Raw genomic sequence first — 16,941 nt, 5'->3', positions numbered from 1 at the left:
GGCCATCAGTTTCTAGTCTGGACGCCGTGCCAGCAACATATTGCTATAACGATTCACCCACTGCGGGCTTAGGCGTGACAGGGTAAACAGGAATTTGCTTTTTAATCCGACCGGCTGATGGGTGGCGGTAAATAGCGAGCTTTTTCGCGTAACACAACTGAAAATTTCATCGGCCACATCTTCCACGCTTAAATGTACCCCCATGTTTTGAATGGTGCCGGCATCCATATCTTTGACCATGGCGGTTTGCACAAATAGCGGCATTACATCCAGTACCCGGATACCGTATTTTTGCCATTCTACATCCAGCCCTTCGCTTATACCGCGTACCGCAAATTTACTGGCCGAATACGACACCAGATCGGCCTGTCCATAAATGGCCGAAGCCGACGACAGGTTCACCACCCGGGCAAAAATCGCCTGTTTTAAATAAGGCAGTGCGGCATGACAGCCATTTAGCACCCCATTGACATTAACCTGCATGGTACGCTGATGCGCCTGAATCTCGGTGTCTTCAAAAGCACCCGAATATAAGATACCGGCATTGTTGACTAAAATATTCAGCTCGCCAGCCCAGTCTACAAAACGCGCCAAAGCCGTTTGCCACTGCGCATAATCTGCGACATCCAGCCCGCCGGCTTGCGCATTGGGACCCAGCTGCTGCGCCAGTTGCTCGGCCAGTGCAAAATTTAAATCATAAATTCCGACTTTATAACCCGCCTGATAAAATAAGCGGGCCACTGCTGCACCAATGCCTTGTGCTGCGCCACTAATGAAGATACTGTGCATGTGGCTAACTCCTTGTGTTTTTGTTTTTCAAAGTATTGTTCTGTTGAGAGCATAGCAAATATTTTTGTGTAGATGATGGTTGAAGAAGGTGGAAATCGGCATGGATCAGTTATTGGCAGTGATGAAACAGCTTCGTGAGCAATGTCCGTGGGACCAGAGGCAAACCCCGGAATCGCTGACCAAGTATGCGATTGAAGAAGCCTATGAAGTCGAAGCGGCTGTGCGCAGTGGTCATGCTCAGGACGTCAAAGAGGAACTGGGCGATCTATTGCTGCAAGTGGTGTTTCAGTCGCAAATGTATAGCGAGCAGGGTGCTTTTGATTTTCAGGATGTGGTGCAGGCCATTACCGATAAAATGATTCGCCGTCATCCGCATGTATTTCAGTCCGAGCAGTTTGCGGCCTTAAGCCCTGAAGATGTCAGTGCATTGTGGCAGCAGATCAAACAGCAGGAAAAAGCCGGCAAACCTGCATCGCGCTTATCTGAGGTCAAACATGGCCCGGCCATTCAGCAGGCGCAGCAGTTACAGCACAATGTCGCACAGATTGGCTTTGATTTTCCCGATATCGCTGGCGCAATGCAGAAAGTAGATGAAGAACTGCAGGAGTTGAAACAGGCGGTGGATCGGCAAAATTCCGACGAAATTCTGGATGAGCTGGGCGACTGTTTATTTTCTTTAATTAATGTTGGCCGTAAACTGAATCTGTCCAGCGAAATGGCTTTGCTGAGTACCGTACATAAATTTAGAACCCGCTTTGCTTTCATTGAACAGCAGTTACAACAGCAGCATAAAAATATAGAACAGGTGTCGTTGGCTGAAATGGATCAGTTGTGGGAGCAGGCAAAACAACAATTAAAATGACAGAGTGACCATGACAAGAAGAATAAGATTTCAACACGCTCAAGCTCTAATTCAACTGGCGTTAATGTTCTGCCTGTTTTGTAGTTTTTTCGCGCTGCAAAATGCGCAGGCAGAAAATTATGATGCGCGTTATCTGCGATGGAAGGCTGAACAAGAGGCAATTGATGCGCGTTTAAGCCCGTCGGCTTCTACGAAGACTTCCCAACCCCGTTCAGCTAGCGCAGGCAGCAGTGAAAAAATTAATCTGAATATGGCAACAGCCGCACAATTACAGCAATTATCTGGCGTGGGACAAAAGAAGGCGGAAGCCATTATTGAGTACCGCAATCGGCATGGAAAATTCAAACGGATTGAAGATTTACAGCTGGTCAAAGGGATTGGACCGGCATTATTGGCCAAAAACCGGCACCGGCTGGGTATTTAATCGGGTCTGATCATCGGCCAACACCGCATCAGCCGGGCCCGAGTATTGAGATAATCAAATTGCCCTTTGATTGTGTTAGAGATATGATTAGCGTCATCTAATCTATTTTACGTTCAGACGTAGGAGACAGCGTCTTTTGCAAACTTTGCGCGCGTCAAAATGTGGTTTATCAACCACGCAATTACCTGCTTACATTCTAGATGTTATTGATGCTTTAACCAAAGCTGGCTATGAAGCTTATATCGTTGGTGGTGGTGTTCGTGACCTGATGTTGGGCCTGAATCCGAAGGATTTTGATGCCGTGACCAATGCCACGCCATCTCAGGTCAAAGAGGTGTTCGGACGCCGCTGTCGCATTATCGGACGCCGCTTTGAGCTGGCTCATGTCTATTCTGGACGTGAACTGGTGGAAGTTGCTACCTTCCGTGCACCACCGAAAAGAGCGGTGACCTCTGCTGCGGGCATGATTTTAAGAGACAATAACTGGGGCACGATTGAGCAGGATTTTGCCCGTCGTGATTTCAGTATCAATGCTTTGTATTATCAGCCACGTAAAGGAATTGTGCTGGATTTCTGTCATGCAGTTGATGACATTAAATCCAAAACCTTGCGTCTGCTCGGTGATCCGACCGTCCGTTTTGAAGAAGATCCGGTGCGGATGCTGCGGACCTTACGTTTTGCGGCCAAGCTGAATTTCAATATTGATCCGGCCATTCTGGAGATTTTTACTCCGGAAATGACTCAGTTGCTGCGCGATGTTTCTCCGCACCGTCTGTATGATGAATCGCAAAAACTGTTCACCATGGGGCATTTAAATCGCGTCTTGCCGATGCTGATTGACTTCGGTATCTGGCGTCAGCTTTTTGCCGACATCAAGCCGGACATCACACCCTTTATTGAATTGGCTGCAAAAAATACCGATCAGCGCATTGCGATTGGCAAAACCATCAACCCGGCCTTTTTCTATGCGGTGCTGCTGTGGAAGCCATTTTTAGAGCGCTGTGATTTTTATCTGTCCAAAGGGGTAATTCCGGCAGAAGCACGTGCCCAGGCTGGACTGGATGTGTTGAAACGTCAGGCCACCCGCACGGTGATTCCGCGTTTTGCTGAAACCTTTATTCGTGAAGTCTGGGAAATGCAAACCCGTTTGCTGAATCCAAAACCTCAGCAAATTGCTGCCCTGTCCAACCATGCACGTTTCCGTGCCGGTTTCGACTTTTTGCTGCTGCGTGAAAGATCTGGCGATGCTCAGACTCAAGAGATGGGTACGTGGTGGGATCAGTACCAGACCATGAGCACCGATGAAAAAGAACGTGCCATTGGCCAGTACAACCGTCAGCGGGCCAAGAGCCGTCGCAAAGCTGCACAGGAAGAACATCTGGAGCAGCAGCTGAATGCCGCGCAGACCGCCGAAATTGAACCGCTGGTGAATGAGCCGGAGCCACGCAGCCGCCGTGCCCGTAAAGCCAAACAGCAGGAAGACGCCCGTGCCCAGGTTGCATCAACATCATCAAGCAATGGCTCGGGGATTGGTGCAGACCATCCAATTCTGAAGCGCAAGCGGGTACAACGTGATTTAAGTCAGGTTATTTTCGGGCCAACACAATGAGTAGGGTGACTTATATTGGCCTGGGCAGTAACCTGGGTGATTCACGCCAGATTCTGACCGAAGCTGTACACAAGCTGGCAACGTTGGGTCAGGTCAAAACCTCTAAACTGTATCAAAGTCCGCCGATGGGGCCACAAGACCAGCCGAATTATTTAAATGCGGTGATACAGCTGCGTACAGATTTACCGGCGCTGGAATTGCTGGATCAGCTGCAACGTTTTGAGCAGGAAGCCGGACGGGTGCGTTTACGCCATTGGGGTGAACGCACGCTCGATCTGGATTTACTCCTCTATGGACAGGAGCAGATTCAGCATGAACGTCTGACTGTGCCGCATGTCGGCGTTTTAGAGCGCGATTTCGTGGTGATTCCATTACTGGATTTAGACCCCGAACTGCGTGTGCATACGCAATTATTAAAAGACTTGCCGTTCATTCAACAGCCCGCACTGGATGTGCTGGACCATGAACACTGGGCAAATATTTAAAGTGATTTTTAGCATGTTCTATGCTTTTCCTAGAGGAACATCTCCATGATTAGTCTCAGTGACTTAAGACAATTTAAAGCCGATGGTCGCAAATTCTCCTGCCTGACTTGTTATGATGCGAGTATGGCCAAGGCAATGGAAATTGCTGAAATTGATAGTATTTTAATTGGCGACTCGCTGGGGATGTCGATTCAGGGCCGTGACTCTACCTTGCCGGTGACCGTTGAAGATATGGCCTATCATACGGCAGCAGTGCGTCGTGGCAATCAGCATGCCTTTATCATGACCGATCTGCCATTTATGAGTTATGCCACCTTGAATGATGCACTGCAAAGCTCGAAAACCGTGATGCAGGCCGGTGCGCAAATGGTCAAAATGGAAGGTGGTGCCTGGCTGGCTGAAACCGTAGAAGTGCTGACCCGTAACGGAATTCCAGTGTGTGTGCATTTGGGCCTGACGCCGCAATCGGTACATGTCTTTGGCGGTTATAAACTCCAGGCGCGTACCCGTGAAGCGGCAGACAAGTTGATTGCTGACTGTCAGGCGGTGGTTGATGCTGGTGCTGCGCTGTTATTGCTGGAATGTGTACCTGCACAGCTTGGTCAGGAAATTAGTGTCCTGTTTCCGCATATTCCGGTAATTGGGATTGGTGCCGGTGCAGACACCGATGGTCAGGTGCTGGTGGTGCAAGATATGCTGGGTCTGACGTTTGGCCGCGTTGCCAAATTTGTACGGAACTTTATGAAAGAGCAGTCTGGTGAAACGGCCATTTTAGATGCCTTCAAAGCCTATCATGCTGCGGTACAAGATGGTTCTTTCCCGGCACGTGAACAAACTTTCCAAGTTGAGTTGTAAAACATGAAAACAGAAACCACGATTCAGGGATTGGCAGCCTCATTAAATCCTGCACGTGCAGCGCGTAAAATTATTGGTTTTGTCCCGACCATGGGCAATTTGCATGAAGGCCATCTGAGCCTGGTGCGTGAAGCGCGTCAATTATGTGATGTGGTGGTGGTCAGCATCTTCGTGAACCCGATTCAGTTTGGTCCAAATGAAGACTTTGACAACTATCCACGGACCTTGGAACAAGACAGTCAATTGCTGGCAGAAGCCGGTTGTGACATCGTATTTGCACCTTCTGTCGAGCAAATGTATGGCAAAAACCCGCGTTTAACCAACATCAGTGTGTCTGAAATTACCGAAGACCTGTGTGGTTTGCAGCGTCCGGGACATTTTGATGGTGTCGCGGTGGTGGTGACCAAGCTGTTTAATATTGTGCAGCCGAACTATGCCTTCTTTGGCCAAAAAGATTATCAACAGCTGGCGGTGATCCGTCAGTTTGTACGTGACCTGAATATTCCGCTGGAAGTGATTGGCGTGCCAATTGTCCGGGCAGAGGATGGTCTGGCGCTCAGTTCACGTAACGGTTATTTAAGTGAACAGGAACGTAAAACGGCACCAGTAATTTATCAAAGCCTGAAAAATGCTGAACAGGCACTGCAACAGGGTGAAAAGCTGTCAGAAGTGTTAGCGAATATTAAGGCAGCATTGACGCAGGCCGGCTTTGTTGTGGACTATGTAGAGGCACGTACACCTGAACTGCAAAAAATTGATGAATTTAATCAAGAGATTGTTTTGTTCGTGGCGGCAAAATTGGGAAGCACCCGCTTAATTGATAATATGCAGATCAAACCGACTGCATAGCTCAGCAATGGAAAGGACAGCCTTGTCATGAAGCGTATTTTGATTGTGACCGGACAATCAGGTTCAGGAAAATCCTCGGCATTACAAGTGTTGGAAGATTTGGGTTATTACTGTATTGATAATTTACCTTTGGCATTGCTTCCCGAAATTGTGGATAAACTGGATCAGGAAAATAACTTGGAACAGTTGGCATTGGGGGTAGATGTACGCAGTACCCGTGCCGACTTGCAAGAGTTTGATTTGGTATTTGAGCAACTGCAAAAGCATGGTTCAGTCGATATTATTTATCTGACCACGCAAGATCAGGAATTGATTGCCCGTTTTAGCGCATCACGCCGTCCGCATCCACTCTCTAGCCGTTTTAAAAGCTTGAATGAATGCATTCAGGAAGAAAAAGTCCTGCTTATGCCGATTCAGCTGCGCTCCACGGTGCACATTGATACCACCGACAAGAGTGTGCATGACTTAAAACACACCTTGCTGTCGAAGCTGGGCCAGACCGATAAGCTGATTGTGATTTTGCAATCTTTTGGCTACAAGCATGGTATTCCGCTGGATGCCGACTATGTCTTTGATATCCGGCATTTGCCGAACCCACATTGGGATCTGTCTTTGCGCAAATATTCCGGGCTGGATGAGCCGGTGCAACAGTTTCTGGAACAGCATGAACAGACCAATGAAATGTTCCAGGATATTTATCAGTTTTTAAATAAATGGCTGCCTGCATTTGCAGAAGGGCATCGTCATTATATGACCATCTCTATTGGCTGTACCGGTGGGCAGCACCGATCTGTTTATATGGTGGATAGACTAAAAAAGGCACTTGAGGCACAATGGTCTATTCAAGTCTTACACCGGGAAATGAAGCACTGGTCATGATTGACACAACTGTTGACGTAATTAATAAACTAGGTTTACATGCGCGTGCATCAGGCAAACTGATTGAAGTCACCACGAAATTCCGTTCGTCCATTCAAATTGGCAAAGGTGACAAGTTGGTCGATGCAAAAAATATCATGTCCCTGCTCATGCTCGGCGCAGGTAAGGGCACAACTTTACGTTTAGTGATTGAAGGTGCAGATGAAGAACAAGCTTTATCTGAAATTCAGGCACTTTTTGCAGCAAAATTTTACGAGGCAGATTAATCGTGGCACGTCGACCGCACCGTTTTACCGAAGATGATTTCGAATCTTTAGAAGGACGTGCAAGTAAAACTGAACAGAAAAAAGCCGTACAGCGTATGGCTGCTTTGGGCGAGCAGTTGGCTCAACTGAACCCGAAGCAAATTCAAAAGCTTCCTGTAGATGAGCGTTTAATTGATGCACTCATTGAAGTGCAGAATATCAGTTCGCATGAGGCGCGTCGCCGTCAGTTCCAGCGGATTGGGAAACTGCTGCGCAATGAAGATGAATCGGTGATTCTGTCTTATTTAACCCCGCAGCAGGGTGCCAAAAAAACCGCACAGCTGCAACGCTGGGTCGAGCGGATTATTAAAGATGGTGATCCGGTAATTAATGATTTCTGCAAAACTTATAATGCGGCAGAACGACATACCCTGCGTCAGCATGTGTTGCGCATTCACCGTGATTTGAAAGTGGAAATGCCGGAAGCAGAGCTGGAAGCATCCAAGTTAAAATTATTTAACTATGTGCAGCAAGTGGCGCTGTTATCTGACAATTAAGCTAATCAGACTTCATCTGGTCCGAAGCCATTAAAAACGACTCAATGGAGTCGTTTTTTTATTGCGGTTCATTTTTGGGTGACTGATTTGAAAACGGGCACTATGACCCGCATCAACATCTCAGCTGGCTTTAACCGAACTCGCCGACAGCGCGTTCTTTGGCCCATTCACGTAATACAAACTTCTGTAATTTGCCGGTCGAGGTTTTAGGAATCTCGGTAATCACCACTTCTTTTGGCACTTTAAAGCGCGCCAGATGCTGCTGGCAGAAGGCAATGATTTCATCTTCGGTCACGATTTTACCTTCTTTAATTTCAATAAAGGCGCACGGGACTTCCTGCCAGCGCGGATCCGGTTTGGCCACCACTGCCGCGGTGAGGACCGCAGGGTGCTGGTACAGCACCTCTTCAACCTCCAGCGAGGAAATATTTTCACCGCCGGAAATAATCACATCCTTGGAGCGGTCGGTAATTTTGGCATAGCCATCCGGCTGGCAAACGGCCAGGTCGCCGGTATGGAACCAGCCACCGGCAAAGGCTTCGGCCGTCGCTTCCGGATTTTTTAAATAGCCTTTCATCACGATATTGCCACGGAACATAATTTCGCCCATGGTTTCGCCATCGTTCGGTACCGGTTGCATGGTCTCCGGGTCGAGGACTTTCATGCCATCTTGCAGCGGATACGGCACGCCTTGGCGTGAATGCAATTGCGCCTGTTCCTGAATAGTCAGCTCAGACCAGCCAGCTTGTGATGCACATAGCGCCGATGGGCCATAGGTTTCAGTTAAGCCATAAACATGGGTCACGTTAATGCCCAGATTACGCATCCCTTCAATAATCGCCGCAGGTGGTGCAGCACCGGCCACCATCACTTCTACGCGATGCTCAATTTTGATCTGTTGCTGTTCCGGAGCATTAATCAGCATCGACAGTACAATCGGTGCGCCGCAGAAGTAATCAACTTTATGTTCAGCAATCAGTTTAAAAATCAGCTCAGGATCGACTTTACGTAGGCAGATATTGGTACCGCCATTGGCTGCCATGGTCCAAGCAAAACACCAGCCGTTGCAGTGGAACAGTGGCAAGGTCCATAAATAGGTGGCACGTGGGGTCATACCGCAGGCAATAATATTACTGGCGGCATTGATATAAGCCCCACGATGATGATAGACCACGCCTTTCGGGTTGCCGGTGGTGCCAGAGGTATAGTTCAGGCTAATCGCATCCCATTCATCTTGTGGAAGTGACCATTCAAAATTGGCATCGCCTTCAGCCAGCCAGTCTTCATATTCAATCTGGCCAATCGGGGCAGTAAAGCACTGCTCATACAGCTCATCTTCAACATCAATCACAAAAATCTCTTGTGGCACCAACGCCAGCGCTTCTTTGGCCACGGCAGAAAATTCCGGATCAACCAGTAACACTTTGGATTCGGCATGTTCCAGCATAAAGGCCAGACTTTTGGCATCGAGCCGGGTGTTGAGGGTATTGAGGACGGCGCCTGCCATTGGTACGGCGAAATGTGCTTCCAGCATGGCTGGTACGTTCGGGAGTAGGGTGGACACGGTATCATTCTTGCCGACCCCCAGCTGTTGTAGCTGATGGGCAAACTGGCGGCAGCGTTGATATTTTTCTCGCCAGGTAATGCGGCGTTTACCGTGAATAATGGCGTCCTGATGCGGGTAGATATAAGCAGCGCGTTCAAGGTATCTCAGTGGAGACAAGGCCACGAAATTGGCAGGGGTACGCGGCAATTGATCATATGCGCTAACCATTATTATTACTCCCTAATCATATTTATTGTTTCTCTGGTTTAAAGATATTCATTTCAGTGCAGGCTTGCAGTTATTCTTTAGTCGAGTGAGCGGTATTGCTGCTGAATAGGCACGCTATCACCTGAAATATAAACCTTTTTTGATCCGGTAAAATTGTATAGAGATATTTCTTTTTTATCTGGGTGTAGCTGATGATGGCAGTTGCAGATAGATTGGCCAGATCAGCATATAAAAAGCCACATCATCCGTTTGACCGGTAAATCCGGAAATAAAATTGGCCCATGCAGCACATTTTTTTAAATCGGAAAAAATTAAGCATAAACACGAGGCTTAATTTGAATTTTCTCGGAGAAAAGGTTTAATCACCGCGCCAAGACGTGTAAAATTCTAGTCGATTTTTTTATTTACCACCGTTTTTTATCTTTTGAGGTTCTCCTCGATCATAATCTCGCGGTGACATGCTCCATGGTACGGGGCATCACTCCTTAAGGATTTTCTATGCCAATTATCACTTTGCCGAATGGTGATCAAAAACAATTTGATCAAGCCGTATCTGTGATGGAAGTTGCACAAAGCATCGGCCCGGGTCTTGCCAAAAATACTGTGGCAGGTCGTGTGAACGATCGTTTAGTCGATGCCTGCGATTTAATTACCGAAGATGCCACCTTACAAATCATCACACCGAAAGACGAAGAAGGGGTCGAAATTATTCGTCACTCTTGTGCGCACCTGGTGGGCCATGCGGTAAAACAATTGTTCCCTGAAGCAAAAATGGTGATTGGTCCGGTCATTGAAGAAGGTTTCTACTATGACATCTGGATGCCACGTCCATTTACTTTAGATGACATGGCGGCCATCGAAGAGCGTATGAAAAAGCTCATCGACCAGGACTACGATGTTGTGAAAAAAATGACCCCGCGTGATGAAGTTATTGCTGAATTCACTGCGCGTGGCGAAGAATACAAACTGCGCCTGATTGCAGACATGCCTGAAGAAACTCAAATGGGCCTGTACTACCATCAGGACTATCTGGATATGTGCCGTGGTCCGCACGTACCAAATACCAAATTCTTAAAATCGTTCAAGCTGACCAAAATCTCGGGTGCTTACTGGCGCGGTGATGCCAAGAACGAGCAGCTGCAACGGATTTACGGTACCGCTTGGGCTGACAAAAAACAGCTGGCTGCCTACATCAAACGTATTGAAGAAGCAGAAAAGCGTGACCACCGTAAAATTGGTAAAGCCTTAGACCTGTTCCATATGCAGGAAGAAGCGCCGGGTATGGTGTTCTGGCATCCAAATGGCTGGACCATTTACCAGGTGCTGGAACAGTACATGCGTAAAGTGCAGCAGGACAACGGTTATCAGGAAATCCGTACTCCGCAGGTGGTCGATTTCACCTTATGGGAAAAATCGGGTCATGCCGCGAACTATGCGGAAAACATGTTTACCACGCATTCTGAAAACCGTAACTACGCAGTGAAGCCAATGAACTGCCCATGTCACGTGCAGGTGTTTAACCAGGGCCTAAAGTCGTATCGTGATTTACCAATCCGTCTGGCAGAATTTGGTTCATGTCACCGTAACGAGCCATCGGGTTCATTGCACGGTATTATGCGGGTACGTGGTTTCACTCAAGATGATGCGCATATTTTCTGTACCAAAGAGCAGATTGGCCAAGAGGTTGCTGACTTTATTCAATTAACCTTAGACGTCTACAAAGACTTTGGTTTTGAAGATGTGCAAATGAAGTTATCGACTCGTCCTGAAAAACGTGTCGGTGATGATGCACTGTGGGATCTGGCGGAAAAATCACTGGCCGATGCTTTGGATGCAGCGGGTCTGGCCTGGGAACTACAGCCGGGTGAAGGTGCATTCTATGGTCCGAAAATTGAATTCTCATTGAAAGACTGCTTAGGCCGTGTATGGCAGTGCGGTACCATTCAGTGTGACTTTAACTTGCCAGAACGTTTAGATGCTTCTTATGTGACGGAAGATAACGACCGTGATCAGCCGGTAATGTTACACCGTGCGATTCTTGGGAGTTTTGAGCGTTTTATTGGTATACTTATTGAACACTATGCGGGCTTTATGCCACCTTGGTTATCGCCAACACAAGCCTGTGTAATGAATATTACCGACGCGCAAGCTGAAGCCTGTGGGTCAGTCGTCGAGAAACTGAAAGAAAACGGTATTCGTGCGATTTCTGACTTGAGAAATGAGAAAATCGGCTTTAAGATTCGTGAACGTACTTTAGAGCGTATTCCTTACTTGCTGGTTCTTGGCGACCGTGAAGTAGAGGAAGGTACAGTGAACGTGCGTACCCGCTCAGGAAAAAATTTGGGTACTATGTCAATTGATGCTTTCGTTGACCTAGTAAAAGCAGCCGTTGCCGAACGCGGCCGGTACATTGTGGAGTAAGAAAGATTAAACAGCCTGACCGTAACCAACAACAAGGTGCTAAGAGTAACCGCCCTGCAATTAATGACGAGATCCGTGCAAAAGAAGTACGCCTCGTTGCAGCGGATGGTGAACAAAAAGGAATTGTTTCTTTAGCGGAAGCATTGCGTGCTGCAGAGGATGCAGATCTTGACCTCGTTGAGATTGTGGCAAATGCAGAGCCGCCTGTTTGTAAAATCATGGATTACAACAAGCACTTGTTTGACCTGAAGCAAAAGCAAAAAGATGCCAAGAAAAAGCAGCATCAAGTGCAGGTAAAAGAAATTAAATTGCGCCCAGCAACCGATGTAGGTGACTACAACGTAAAACTGCGTGCAATTATCAAATTCCTTGAAGAAGGAAACAAGGTAAAAATCACTTTACGCTTCCGTGGTCGTGAAATGGCTCACCAACAGTTAGGTTTGGCTCAATTACAAAAAGTTGAAGCTGACGTAGTTGAATATGGTGTAGTTGAACAGGCGCCAAAAATGGAAGGTCGTCAAATGGGTATGCTGCTTGGACCGAAAAAGAAAAAGTAAGCATCTCCGAATCAAAAAAGCACTGCCCAGCAGTGCTTTTTTTGTGACTACAGTTTATGAGGTCACTAATATTTTGACATAATGATCGTTCGGTATGTTGAGCAGCTCAGCATATTTTGCATGATAAAAGCCCGGTGACTTTCGAACAGCTGCGGGTCATCTCTGGTGTTTAATTTTTGTGTGACAACAGTTGCCCTGCACAGGCTTATCTCGTATCTTTAACGGCAGAGCAATAACACATGACAACGACAAGAGCGCAAGGATATACACATGATTGATCTTTATTATTGGGGTACGCCCAATGGTCATAAAATTACGATTGCCTTAGAAGAAATGGCGCTGCCATACCAGATTTTCCCGATTAATATCCTTGAAAACGACCAGTTTCAGCCAGATTTTCTGCGCATTTCTCCCAACAATAAAATTCCGGCTATCGTCGATCAGGATGGACCGAATGGCCAGCCGATTTCGATTTTTGAATCGGGGGCAATCTTGCAATATCTGGGCCGTAAAACCGGTATGTTCTATCCGGTAGATGAGCTCGAGCGGGTAGAGGTGGAGCAGTGGCTGATGTGGCAAATGGGTGGCTTAGGCCCGATGCTGGGGCAGAACCATCACTTTAGCCGCTTTGCACCCGAGCGTATAGCCTATGCCACCGAGCGTTATGTCAATGAAAGCAAACGTCTGTATGGCGTGTTAAACAAGCATCTGATCGGGCAGAAATATGTAGCCGGTGAATATTCAATTGCCGATATGGCGATTTTACCGTGGTTGTTACGCCATGAATGGCAGCAGATTCCGCTAGAAGATTATCCGCATGTGCAGGATTATATTGAGCGTTTAACCGCCCGTCCGGCAGTACAACGCGCCCTGGCGATTCAGGTTTAAATAATCATCATAAAATTACCTAAAGCATCTTCGGGTGCTTTTTTTGTGATTTCAGTTAAGATGGGCAGAACCTGTTAACTGCATCTGTTATGGCTTATCTGCTGTTATTTCTGTCGGCCTTTGGGGCGGCTACCTTATTGCCGTTGCAATCTGAAGCGGTATTACTGGGCCTGCTCATTCAAGAGCAACATTCGGTGATGGCTTTAATAGCCATCGCCAGTCTGGGCAATATTCTGGGCAGCTGTGTGAACTGGTGGTTAGGACTCAAGATCGAGCAGTATAAAGACAAGCGCTGGTTTCCGGTGTCTGAACCCAAGCTGCAGCAGGCACAGCAGATTTATCGGAAATATGGCTTCTGGTCCTTACTGCTGAGCTGGGTGCCGGTGATTGGTGATCCAATCACCCTAATTGCCGGTTTAATGAAAGAAAACTTCGCCCGATTTCTGCTGATGGTGAGTGTAGCCAAAATCGGGCGTTATCTGTTTATTTATCTGGCTTATGCCATGTTCTAGTTTAGCCCTCACATTCTGCTGGCTGAAAACGGACTTCATCTTTCAGGCTGGATTTTTTATAGATCCAGAATTTGCGTGGTACATCGACCTGTGCACCTTGCAGCGCCTGAATCAGTTTCTGGTCCAGCGCATAACGGCCGGAGCCTTGCTGAATTTTAACCTTGTGGATGTTGCCGTATTTATCGGCTTTCATTTTGAACTGAATCCGGCGGGCATGGCCATTTAACTCATCTTCGGTGACGTTCAGTTGAGGCTGGCTGCGATATTGAAACGCGCTTTTTGCGCCGGCTTGCTGCGCTTGCCAGACAGTCGAGTCAAAGCTGTAGTGGCAGTCCTGAGCAGTATCTTTTAAATCCAGATGAAAGACCTGATAACCAATCACTGGAACCGGGGTATCATCGACCAGATGTGGTTTGATTTTGGCCTGTTTTACCGCCTGGCTAATCAGCTGATCTAAAGATTTTAGCCCGGTACTTTCCTGTACCGTGACTTTGTTGATTTGCCCCGATTCATCGGCATGAATCCGTAAAATGGCCGCGCGGTTTTGCTGCTTTAAATCGGCATTGCTATAACGCAGCTGCGGAAACTCGGTCCATTGAATACGCGTGGTCAGATGGGCAGCCAACGCCGAGGTTTTTTGTACTTGCAGTTGTTCGGCAGGGGCAGCAATGGCAAGCGTGGCACTAAGCGGCAGTGCCAGACACAGACTCAGGCAAATGGTTTTTTTCATGAGGATTAGCTTGTTGTTGGGCAAAAGAAGGAACGCTGCGCAGTATTTCCTGAATCGGGCTTCAGTACAAGTCTTCCGCTATAAAAATAAGATGTTCCATCTTCATGTTTTGGCTGTTCAATAAAAAGGAGAGATCCTGCTAATCTCAAAGACCTCATCTGCCGATAGAAGACGAGCAACTTTTGCAATATCTGCTTTTGTTTTAGGCAAAGATGCTTTAGAATACGTGCTCCCTTACCTGCAGGTCGTTTGTAATGGTGCAAATGAGCCGAACAGGTACTTAAAAGAGGTTGTTATGGCTAAGTTAAAAACTCGCCGTGGTGCAGCTAAACGTTTCAAAGCGACTGCTAACGGTTTCAAGCGTAAACAAGCGTTCAAACGCCACATTTTGACCAAAAAATCTGCTAAACGTATCCGTCAATTGCGCGGCTGTGTAATGGTTCACGTGAGTGACGTTGCTTCAGTTCGTCGTATGTGCCCATACATCTAAGGAGATTTATAAATGGCTCGTGTAAAACGTGGTGTACAGGCTCATCGCCGTCATAAAAAAATTCTTGCTCGTGCTAAAGGTTACTATGGTGCTCGTTCACGCGTATATCGCGTAGCGTTCCAAGCGGTAATCAAAGCAGGTCAATACGCTTACCGTGACCGTCGTCAGAAGAAACGTCAATTCCGTGCTCTATGGATTGCGCGTATCAATGCTGGTGCTCGTCAAAACGGCTTGTCTTACAGCCGTATGATTGCTGGTTTGAAGAAAGCTCAAGTGATCATCGACCGTCGCGTACTTGCTGACATCGCTATGCATGACGCAGTTGCATTTGCTGCTTTAGCTGAAAAAGCGAAAGGTGCATTGGCTGCCTAAGTCCTCGTGACTTAAAAGAAGACCGCTTTATGCGGTCTTTTTTATTGCGCAGAATCAGGGTCTGAATGATAGAGTAGGGAAATTGTATGCAGCGAATTAATGTGGTTGGTACTTCGGCTACAGGCAAGTCGACCTTTGCCCGGGCGCTGGCAGAAAAGCTGGGACTGGCCTATATCGAGCTGGATAATCTGTTCTGGTTAGATGACTGGCAGCAAAGTGCTGATACAGATTTTTTTGCCAAAATTCAGGCAGCCATTGAGCAGGCACCCAATGGCTATGTGATTGATGGCAACTATACTCGCACCATTCCCATTAAATGGGCGCAGGCCGATACCATCATCTGGCTGGATTTACCGTTTCATAGCAATTTACTGCGTTCTGTACAACGCGCCGTGCAGCGCGCGGTTTCACAGCAAACCCTCTGGCCTAATTCCAATAATCGGGAAACGATCAGACAGCTGTTTAGCCGCGATTCGATTGTCTGGTGGATGATTAAAACCCATCAGAAAAATCGCCGGCATTATCTGCAGCTGATGCAATCTCCCGAATATGCCCATCTGCACTGGATTCGGCTGACCTCGGTCGCTGAGGTTGAACGGTTTCTGAATCGCGTTTAAAGTCCGAAATAATAGGCCAATAAACAAATTACCACAGTAATAAGAATCAGCTTGATGACTCCAGTCGCACCAACTTTATGATGAGACGGGGCTTTGGCTGAATGCGCTGCTTGCGCATGGGTAGCCTTGTTGTCAGATGCGAACGGTTCCAGCGGATTCGGCTGTGCGACAGGCGTCAGCTGGGCGCTTTGGTAATGGTTGGCCACCTTGACAATAAATTTGGCGCTTAAATCATCCAGCTTCTGGGCAAAATGGCGCAGGTCAAGCTGCTCTTCCGGACTCAGCACTTCATTATCTGCATTATAGGGATGCTGGATTTTCTGTTGAATATCATCTTTTAGCGCTTCTAAACGGTACAGCATGCGATGTGCATAATCGGCCTGATAGTGAGTCGGTAATAAAGACAGCTGATGCGGATCAGGTGTATCTGCCGTAAGCGGAATGCCGTAATAGGGTAAATTCTGCTGTTCAGGTGGCTGAAAGTCGGCCGCCAGTGTATGGGAAAACAGCTCCTGCTCGGTAAACAGATGAATTTCATCCCAGTGAGCGGGTTCTAGATCGGCCTCTACCTTTTTGGCCAGCTTACTATTGAGTTCATAACGCCAGAACGTTTCCTGGCGCAGTTCAATCCGCTGTGCCGGTGGAAATTCATAATCATTGTCGGCGTTATACCATTCCGGCAATTCCTTGCCACAAATCCAGGCAAATTTTTTATGTGCTTCATGGCTGACAATAAAATGCGGGTAGGGTAGTAACTCGACATTGGCATTGGGATTTTTTTCATCGACCAGCAGACTGGCATTGTGCAGACTCAGTCGGGTTGTACCCTGGCGTTTTAAGCCTTCCAGCCAGATTTCAAAATGCTGGGCCAGCAGATGCTGGGAATTTAAATCACGAAACCAGAACATGTGCTGATTAAAAATGGGATGCGCACGCCAGCGACTGAAACTCAAATCCTGGCTCAGATATTCATTGCCATAGGTGACCAGGGTCAGTTGCTGTTTCCAAATTTGATCGAGCGCCATA

Annotated in this window: 20 protein-coding genes; 16 read left to right on the top strand and 4 right to left on the bottom strand. The window is 47.4% G+C overall.

Features of this window, described 5'->3' with window-relative positions; genetic code table 11:
• Positions 1 to 12 precede the first annotated feature (12 nt).
• Positions 13 to 789, bottom strand: coding sequence for an SDR family oxidoreductase (locus FTT68_RS08505; protein WP_180083988.1), 777 nt, complete (start codon positions 787 to 789; stop codon positions 13 to 15).
• Positions 790 to 889: 100 nt separating this feature from the next.
• Between FTT68_RS08505 and mazG the strand changes: the two genes are divergently transcribed.
• The 9 genes from mazG (at position 890) to yjgA (ending at position 7,554) form a co-directional block, all read left to right on the top strand.
• Positions 890 to 1,651, top strand: coding sequence for a nucleoside triphosphate pyrophosphohydrolase (gene mazG, locus FTT68_RS08500; protein ID WP_160241607.1), 762 nt, complete (start codon positions 890 to 892; stop codon positions 1,649 to 1,651).
• Between the two features lie 10 nt (positions 1,652 to 1,661).
• A complete protein-coding gene (locus FTT68_RS08495) occupies positions 1,662 to 2,075 on the top strand; it encodes a ComEA family DNA-binding protein (protein WP_160241606.1) in 414 nt (137 codons plus the stop codon).
• Between the two features lie 136 nt (positions 2,076 to 2,211).
• On the top strand, positions 2,212 to 3,684 hold the full coding sequence (pcnB, locus tag FTT68_RS08490; RefSeq protein WP_005182410.1) for a polynucleotide adenylyltransferase PcnB: 1,473 nt from the start codon (positions 2,212 to 2,214) through the stop codon (positions 3,682 to 3,684).
• Entirely contained in the window at positions 3,681 to 4,169 is a 489-nt protein-coding gene (folK, locus tag FTT68_RS08485; protein WP_160241605.1) for a 2-amino-4-hydroxy-6-hydroxymethyldihydropteridine diphosphokinase, read from the top strand. The genes pcnB and folK overlap by 4 nt, the downstream gene beginning before the upstream one ends.
• 45 nt (positions 4,170 to 4,214) lie before the next feature.
• Positions 4,215 to 5,024: a 3-methyl-2-oxobutanoate hydroxymethyltransferase gene (gene panB, locus FTT68_RS08480; RefSeq protein WP_160241604.1), complete on the top strand. Its 810-nt coding sequence runs from the start codon at positions 4,215 to 4,217 to the stop codon at positions 5,022 to 5,024.
• 3 nt (positions 5,025 to 5,027) lie between these two features.
• Entirely contained in the window at positions 5,028 to 5,873 is an 846-nt protein-coding gene (gene panC / locus FTT68_RS08475; RefSeq protein WP_005182413.1) for a pantoate--beta-alanine ligase, read from the top strand.
• 27 nt (positions 5,874 to 5,900) lie between these two features.
• Complete coding sequence (gene rapZ / locus FTT68_RS08470; RefSeq protein WP_160241603.1) at positions 5,901 to 6,752, top strand: RNase adapter RapZ; 852 nt, start codon at positions 5,901 to 5,903, stop codon at positions 6,750 to 6,752.
• Positions 6,749 to 7,018 (top strand): HPr family phosphocarrier protein, encoded by a 270-nt coding sequence (locus FTT68_RS08465; protein WP_034598158.1) that lies wholly within the window; start codon positions 6,749 to 6,751, stop codon positions 7,016 to 7,018. The genes rapZ and FTT68_RS08465 overlap by 4 nt, the downstream gene beginning before the upstream one ends.
• 2 nt (positions 7,019 to 7,020) lie before the next feature.
• Positions 7,021 to 7,554, top strand: coding sequence for a ribosome biogenesis factor YjgA (gene yjgA / locus FTT68_RS08460; RefSeq protein WP_005182421.1), 534 nt, complete (start codon positions 7,021 to 7,023; stop codon positions 7,552 to 7,554).
• A 130-nt stretch (positions 7,555 to 7,684) separates the two neighbouring features.
• Here the strand turns inward: yjgA and FTT68_RS08455 are convergent, their stop codons facing one another.
• Positions 7,685 to 9,328: an acyl-CoA synthetase gene (locus FTT68_RS08455; RefSeq protein WP_160241602.1), complete on the bottom strand. Its 1,644-nt coding sequence runs from the start codon at positions 9,326 to 9,328 to the stop codon at positions 7,685 to 7,687.
• A gap of 498 nt (positions 9,329 to 9,826) precedes the next feature.
• On the opposite strand from FTT68_RS08455, the gene thrS reads away from it, so the two are divergent.
• The 4 genes from thrS (at position 9,827) to FTT68_RS08435 (ending at position 13,706) form a co-directional block, all read left to right on the top strand.
• Positions 9,827 to 11,749 (top strand): threonine--tRNA ligase, encoded by a 1,923-nt coding sequence (gene thrS / locus FTT68_RS08450; RefSeq protein ID WP_016659522.1) that lies wholly within the window; start codon positions 9,827 to 9,829, stop codon positions 11,747 to 11,749.
• Positions 11,750 to 11,754: 5 nt separating this feature from the next.
• A complete protein-coding gene (gene infC / locus FTT68_RS08445; RefSeq protein WP_160241813.1) occupies positions 11,755 to 12,306 on the top strand; it encodes a translation initiation factor IF-3 in 552 nt (183 codons plus the stop codon).
• A 270-nt stretch (positions 12,307 to 12,576) separates the two neighbouring features.
• Positions 12,577 to 13,194, top strand: a complete 618-nt coding sequence (locus FTT68_RS08440) for a glutathione S-transferase N-terminal domain-containing protein (protein WP_180036865.1) — start codon at positions 12,577 to 12,579, stop codon at positions 13,192 to 13,194.
• A gap of 89 nt (positions 13,195 to 13,283) precedes the next feature.
• Positions 13,284 to 13,706: a YqaA family protein gene (locus FTT68_RS08435; RefSeq protein WP_005182435.1), complete on the top strand. Its 423-nt coding sequence runs from the start codon at positions 13,284 to 13,286 to the stop codon at positions 13,704 to 13,706.
• Position 13,707: 1 nt separating this feature from the next.
• Here the strand turns inward: FTT68_RS08435 and FTT68_RS08430 are convergent, their stop codons facing one another.
• The gene (locus FTT68_RS08430) at positions 13,708 to 14,436 is read right to left on the bottom strand and encodes an energy transducer TonB (protein ID WP_160243523.1); all 729 of its coding nucleotides are present in this window, start codon (positions 14,434 to 14,436) and stop codon (positions 13,708 to 13,710) included.
• A 295-nt stretch (positions 14,437 to 14,731) separates the two neighbouring features.
• Here FTT68_RS08430 and rpmI point away from each other — a divergent pair, with 295 nt between their 5' ends.
• The 3 genes from rpmI (at position 14,732) to FTT68_RS08415 (ending at position 15,915) form a co-directional block, all read left to right on the top strand.
• Positions 14,732 to 14,926: a 50S ribosomal protein L35 gene (gene rpmI, locus FTT68_RS08425; protein WP_001096359.1), complete on the top strand. Its 195-nt coding sequence runs from the start codon at positions 14,732 to 14,734 to the stop codon at positions 14,924 to 14,926.
• A 12-nt stretch (positions 14,927 to 14,938) separates the two neighbouring features.
• Positions 14,939 to 15,298 (top strand): 50S ribosomal protein L20, encoded by a 360-nt coding sequence (gene rplT / locus FTT68_RS08420; RefSeq protein ID WP_005182440.1) that lies wholly within the window; start codon positions 14,939 to 14,941, stop codon positions 15,296 to 15,298.
• Positions 15,299 to 15,384: 86 nt separating this feature from the next.
• Positions 15,385 to 15,915, top strand: a complete 531-nt coding sequence (locus FTT68_RS08415) for an AAA family ATPase (protein WP_163146106.1) — start codon at positions 15,385 to 15,387, stop codon at positions 15,913 to 15,915.
• On the opposite strand, the gene FTT68_RS08410 is transcribed toward FTT68_RS08415, so the two are convergent.
• Positions 15,912 to 16,940 carry a hypothetical protein gene (locus FTT68_RS08410; protein ID WP_168381923.1) on the bottom strand — a complete coding sequence of 343 codons (1,029 nt, stop codon included), beginning with the start codon at positions 16,938 to 16,940 and terminating at the stop codon, positions 15,912 to 15,914. The two genes, FTT68_RS08415 and FTT68_RS08410, sit on opposite strands and share 4 nt — an antisense overlap.
• Position 16,941 lies beyond the last annotated feature (1 nt).

Source organism: Acinetobacter sp. Q85-2 (assembly GCF_013420555.1).
Taxonomy (GTDB): domain Bacteria; phylum Pseudomonadota; class Gammaproteobacteria; order Pseudomonadales; family Moraxellaceae; genus Acinetobacter; species Acinetobacter indicus.
This window is presented reverse-complemented; position numbering and strand designations above follow the sequence as displayed.

Bases quoted from the DNA above. Each gene is read 5' to 3' on its own strand.
- FTT68_RS08410 (WP_168381923.1), bottom strand. From the start codon at position 16,940: ATGGCGCTCGATCAAATTTGGAAACAGCAACTGACCCTGGTCACCTAT.
- FTT68_RS08495 (WP_160241606.1), top strand. From the start codon at position 1,662: ATGACAAGAAGAATAAGATTTCAACACGCTCAAGCTCTAATTCAACTG.
- FTT68_RS08465 (WP_034598158.1), top strand. From the start codon at position 6,749: ATGATTGACACAACTGTTGACGTAATTAATAAACTAGGTTTACATGCG.
- mazG (WP_160241607.1), top strand. From the start codon at position 890: ATGGATCAGTTATTGGCAGTGATGAAACAGCTTCGTGAGCAATGTCCG.
- thrS (WP_016659522.1), top strand. From the start codon at position 9,827: ATGCCAATTATCACTTTGCCGAATGGTGATCAAAAACAATTTGATCAA.
- panB (WP_160241604.1), top strand. From the start codon at position 4,215: ATGATTAGTCTCAGTGACTTAAGACAATTTAAAGCCGATGGTCGCAAA.
- FTT68_RS08435 (WP_005182435.1), top strand. From the start codon at position 13,284: ATGGCTTATCTGCTGTTATTTCTGTCGGCCTTTGGGGCGGCTACCTTA.
- FTT68_RS08440 (WP_180036865.1), top strand. From the start codon at position 12,577: ATGATTGATCTTTATTATTGGGGTACGCCCAATGGTCATAAAATTACG.
- FTT68_RS08505 (WP_180083988.1), bottom strand. From the start codon at position 789: ATGCACAGTATCTTCATTAGTGGCGCAGCACAAGGCATTGGTGCAGCA.
- FTT68_RS08415 (WP_163146106.1), top strand. From the start codon at position 15,385: ATGCAGCGAATTAATGTGGTTGGTACTTCGGCTACAGGCAAGTCGACC.
- FTT68_RS08455 (WP_160241602.1), bottom strand. From the start codon at position 9,328: ATGGTTAGCGCATATGATCAATTGCCGCGTACCCCTGCCAATTTCGTG.
- folK (WP_160241605.1), top strand. From the start codon at position 3,681: ATGAGTAGGGTGACTTATATTGGCCTGGGCAGTAACCTGGGTGATTCA.
- FTT68_RS08430 (WP_160243523.1), bottom strand. From the start codon at position 14,436: ATGAAAAAAACCATTTGCCTGAGTCTGTGTCTGGCACTGCCGCTTAGT.
- rplT (WP_005182440.1), top strand. From the start codon at position 14,939: ATGGCTCGTGTAAAACGTGGTGTACAGGCTCATCGCCGTCATAAAAAA.
- rpmI (WP_001096359.1), top strand. From the start codon at position 14,732: ATGGCTAAGTTAAAAACTCGCCGTGGTGCAGCTAAACGTTTCAAAGCG.
- panC (WP_005182413.1), top strand. From the start codon at position 5,028: ATGAAAACAGAAACCACGATTCAGGGATTGGCAGCCTCATTAAATCCT.
- rapZ (WP_160241603.1), top strand. From the start codon at position 5,901: ATGAAGCGTATTTTGATTGTGACCGGACAATCAGGTTCAGGAAAATCC.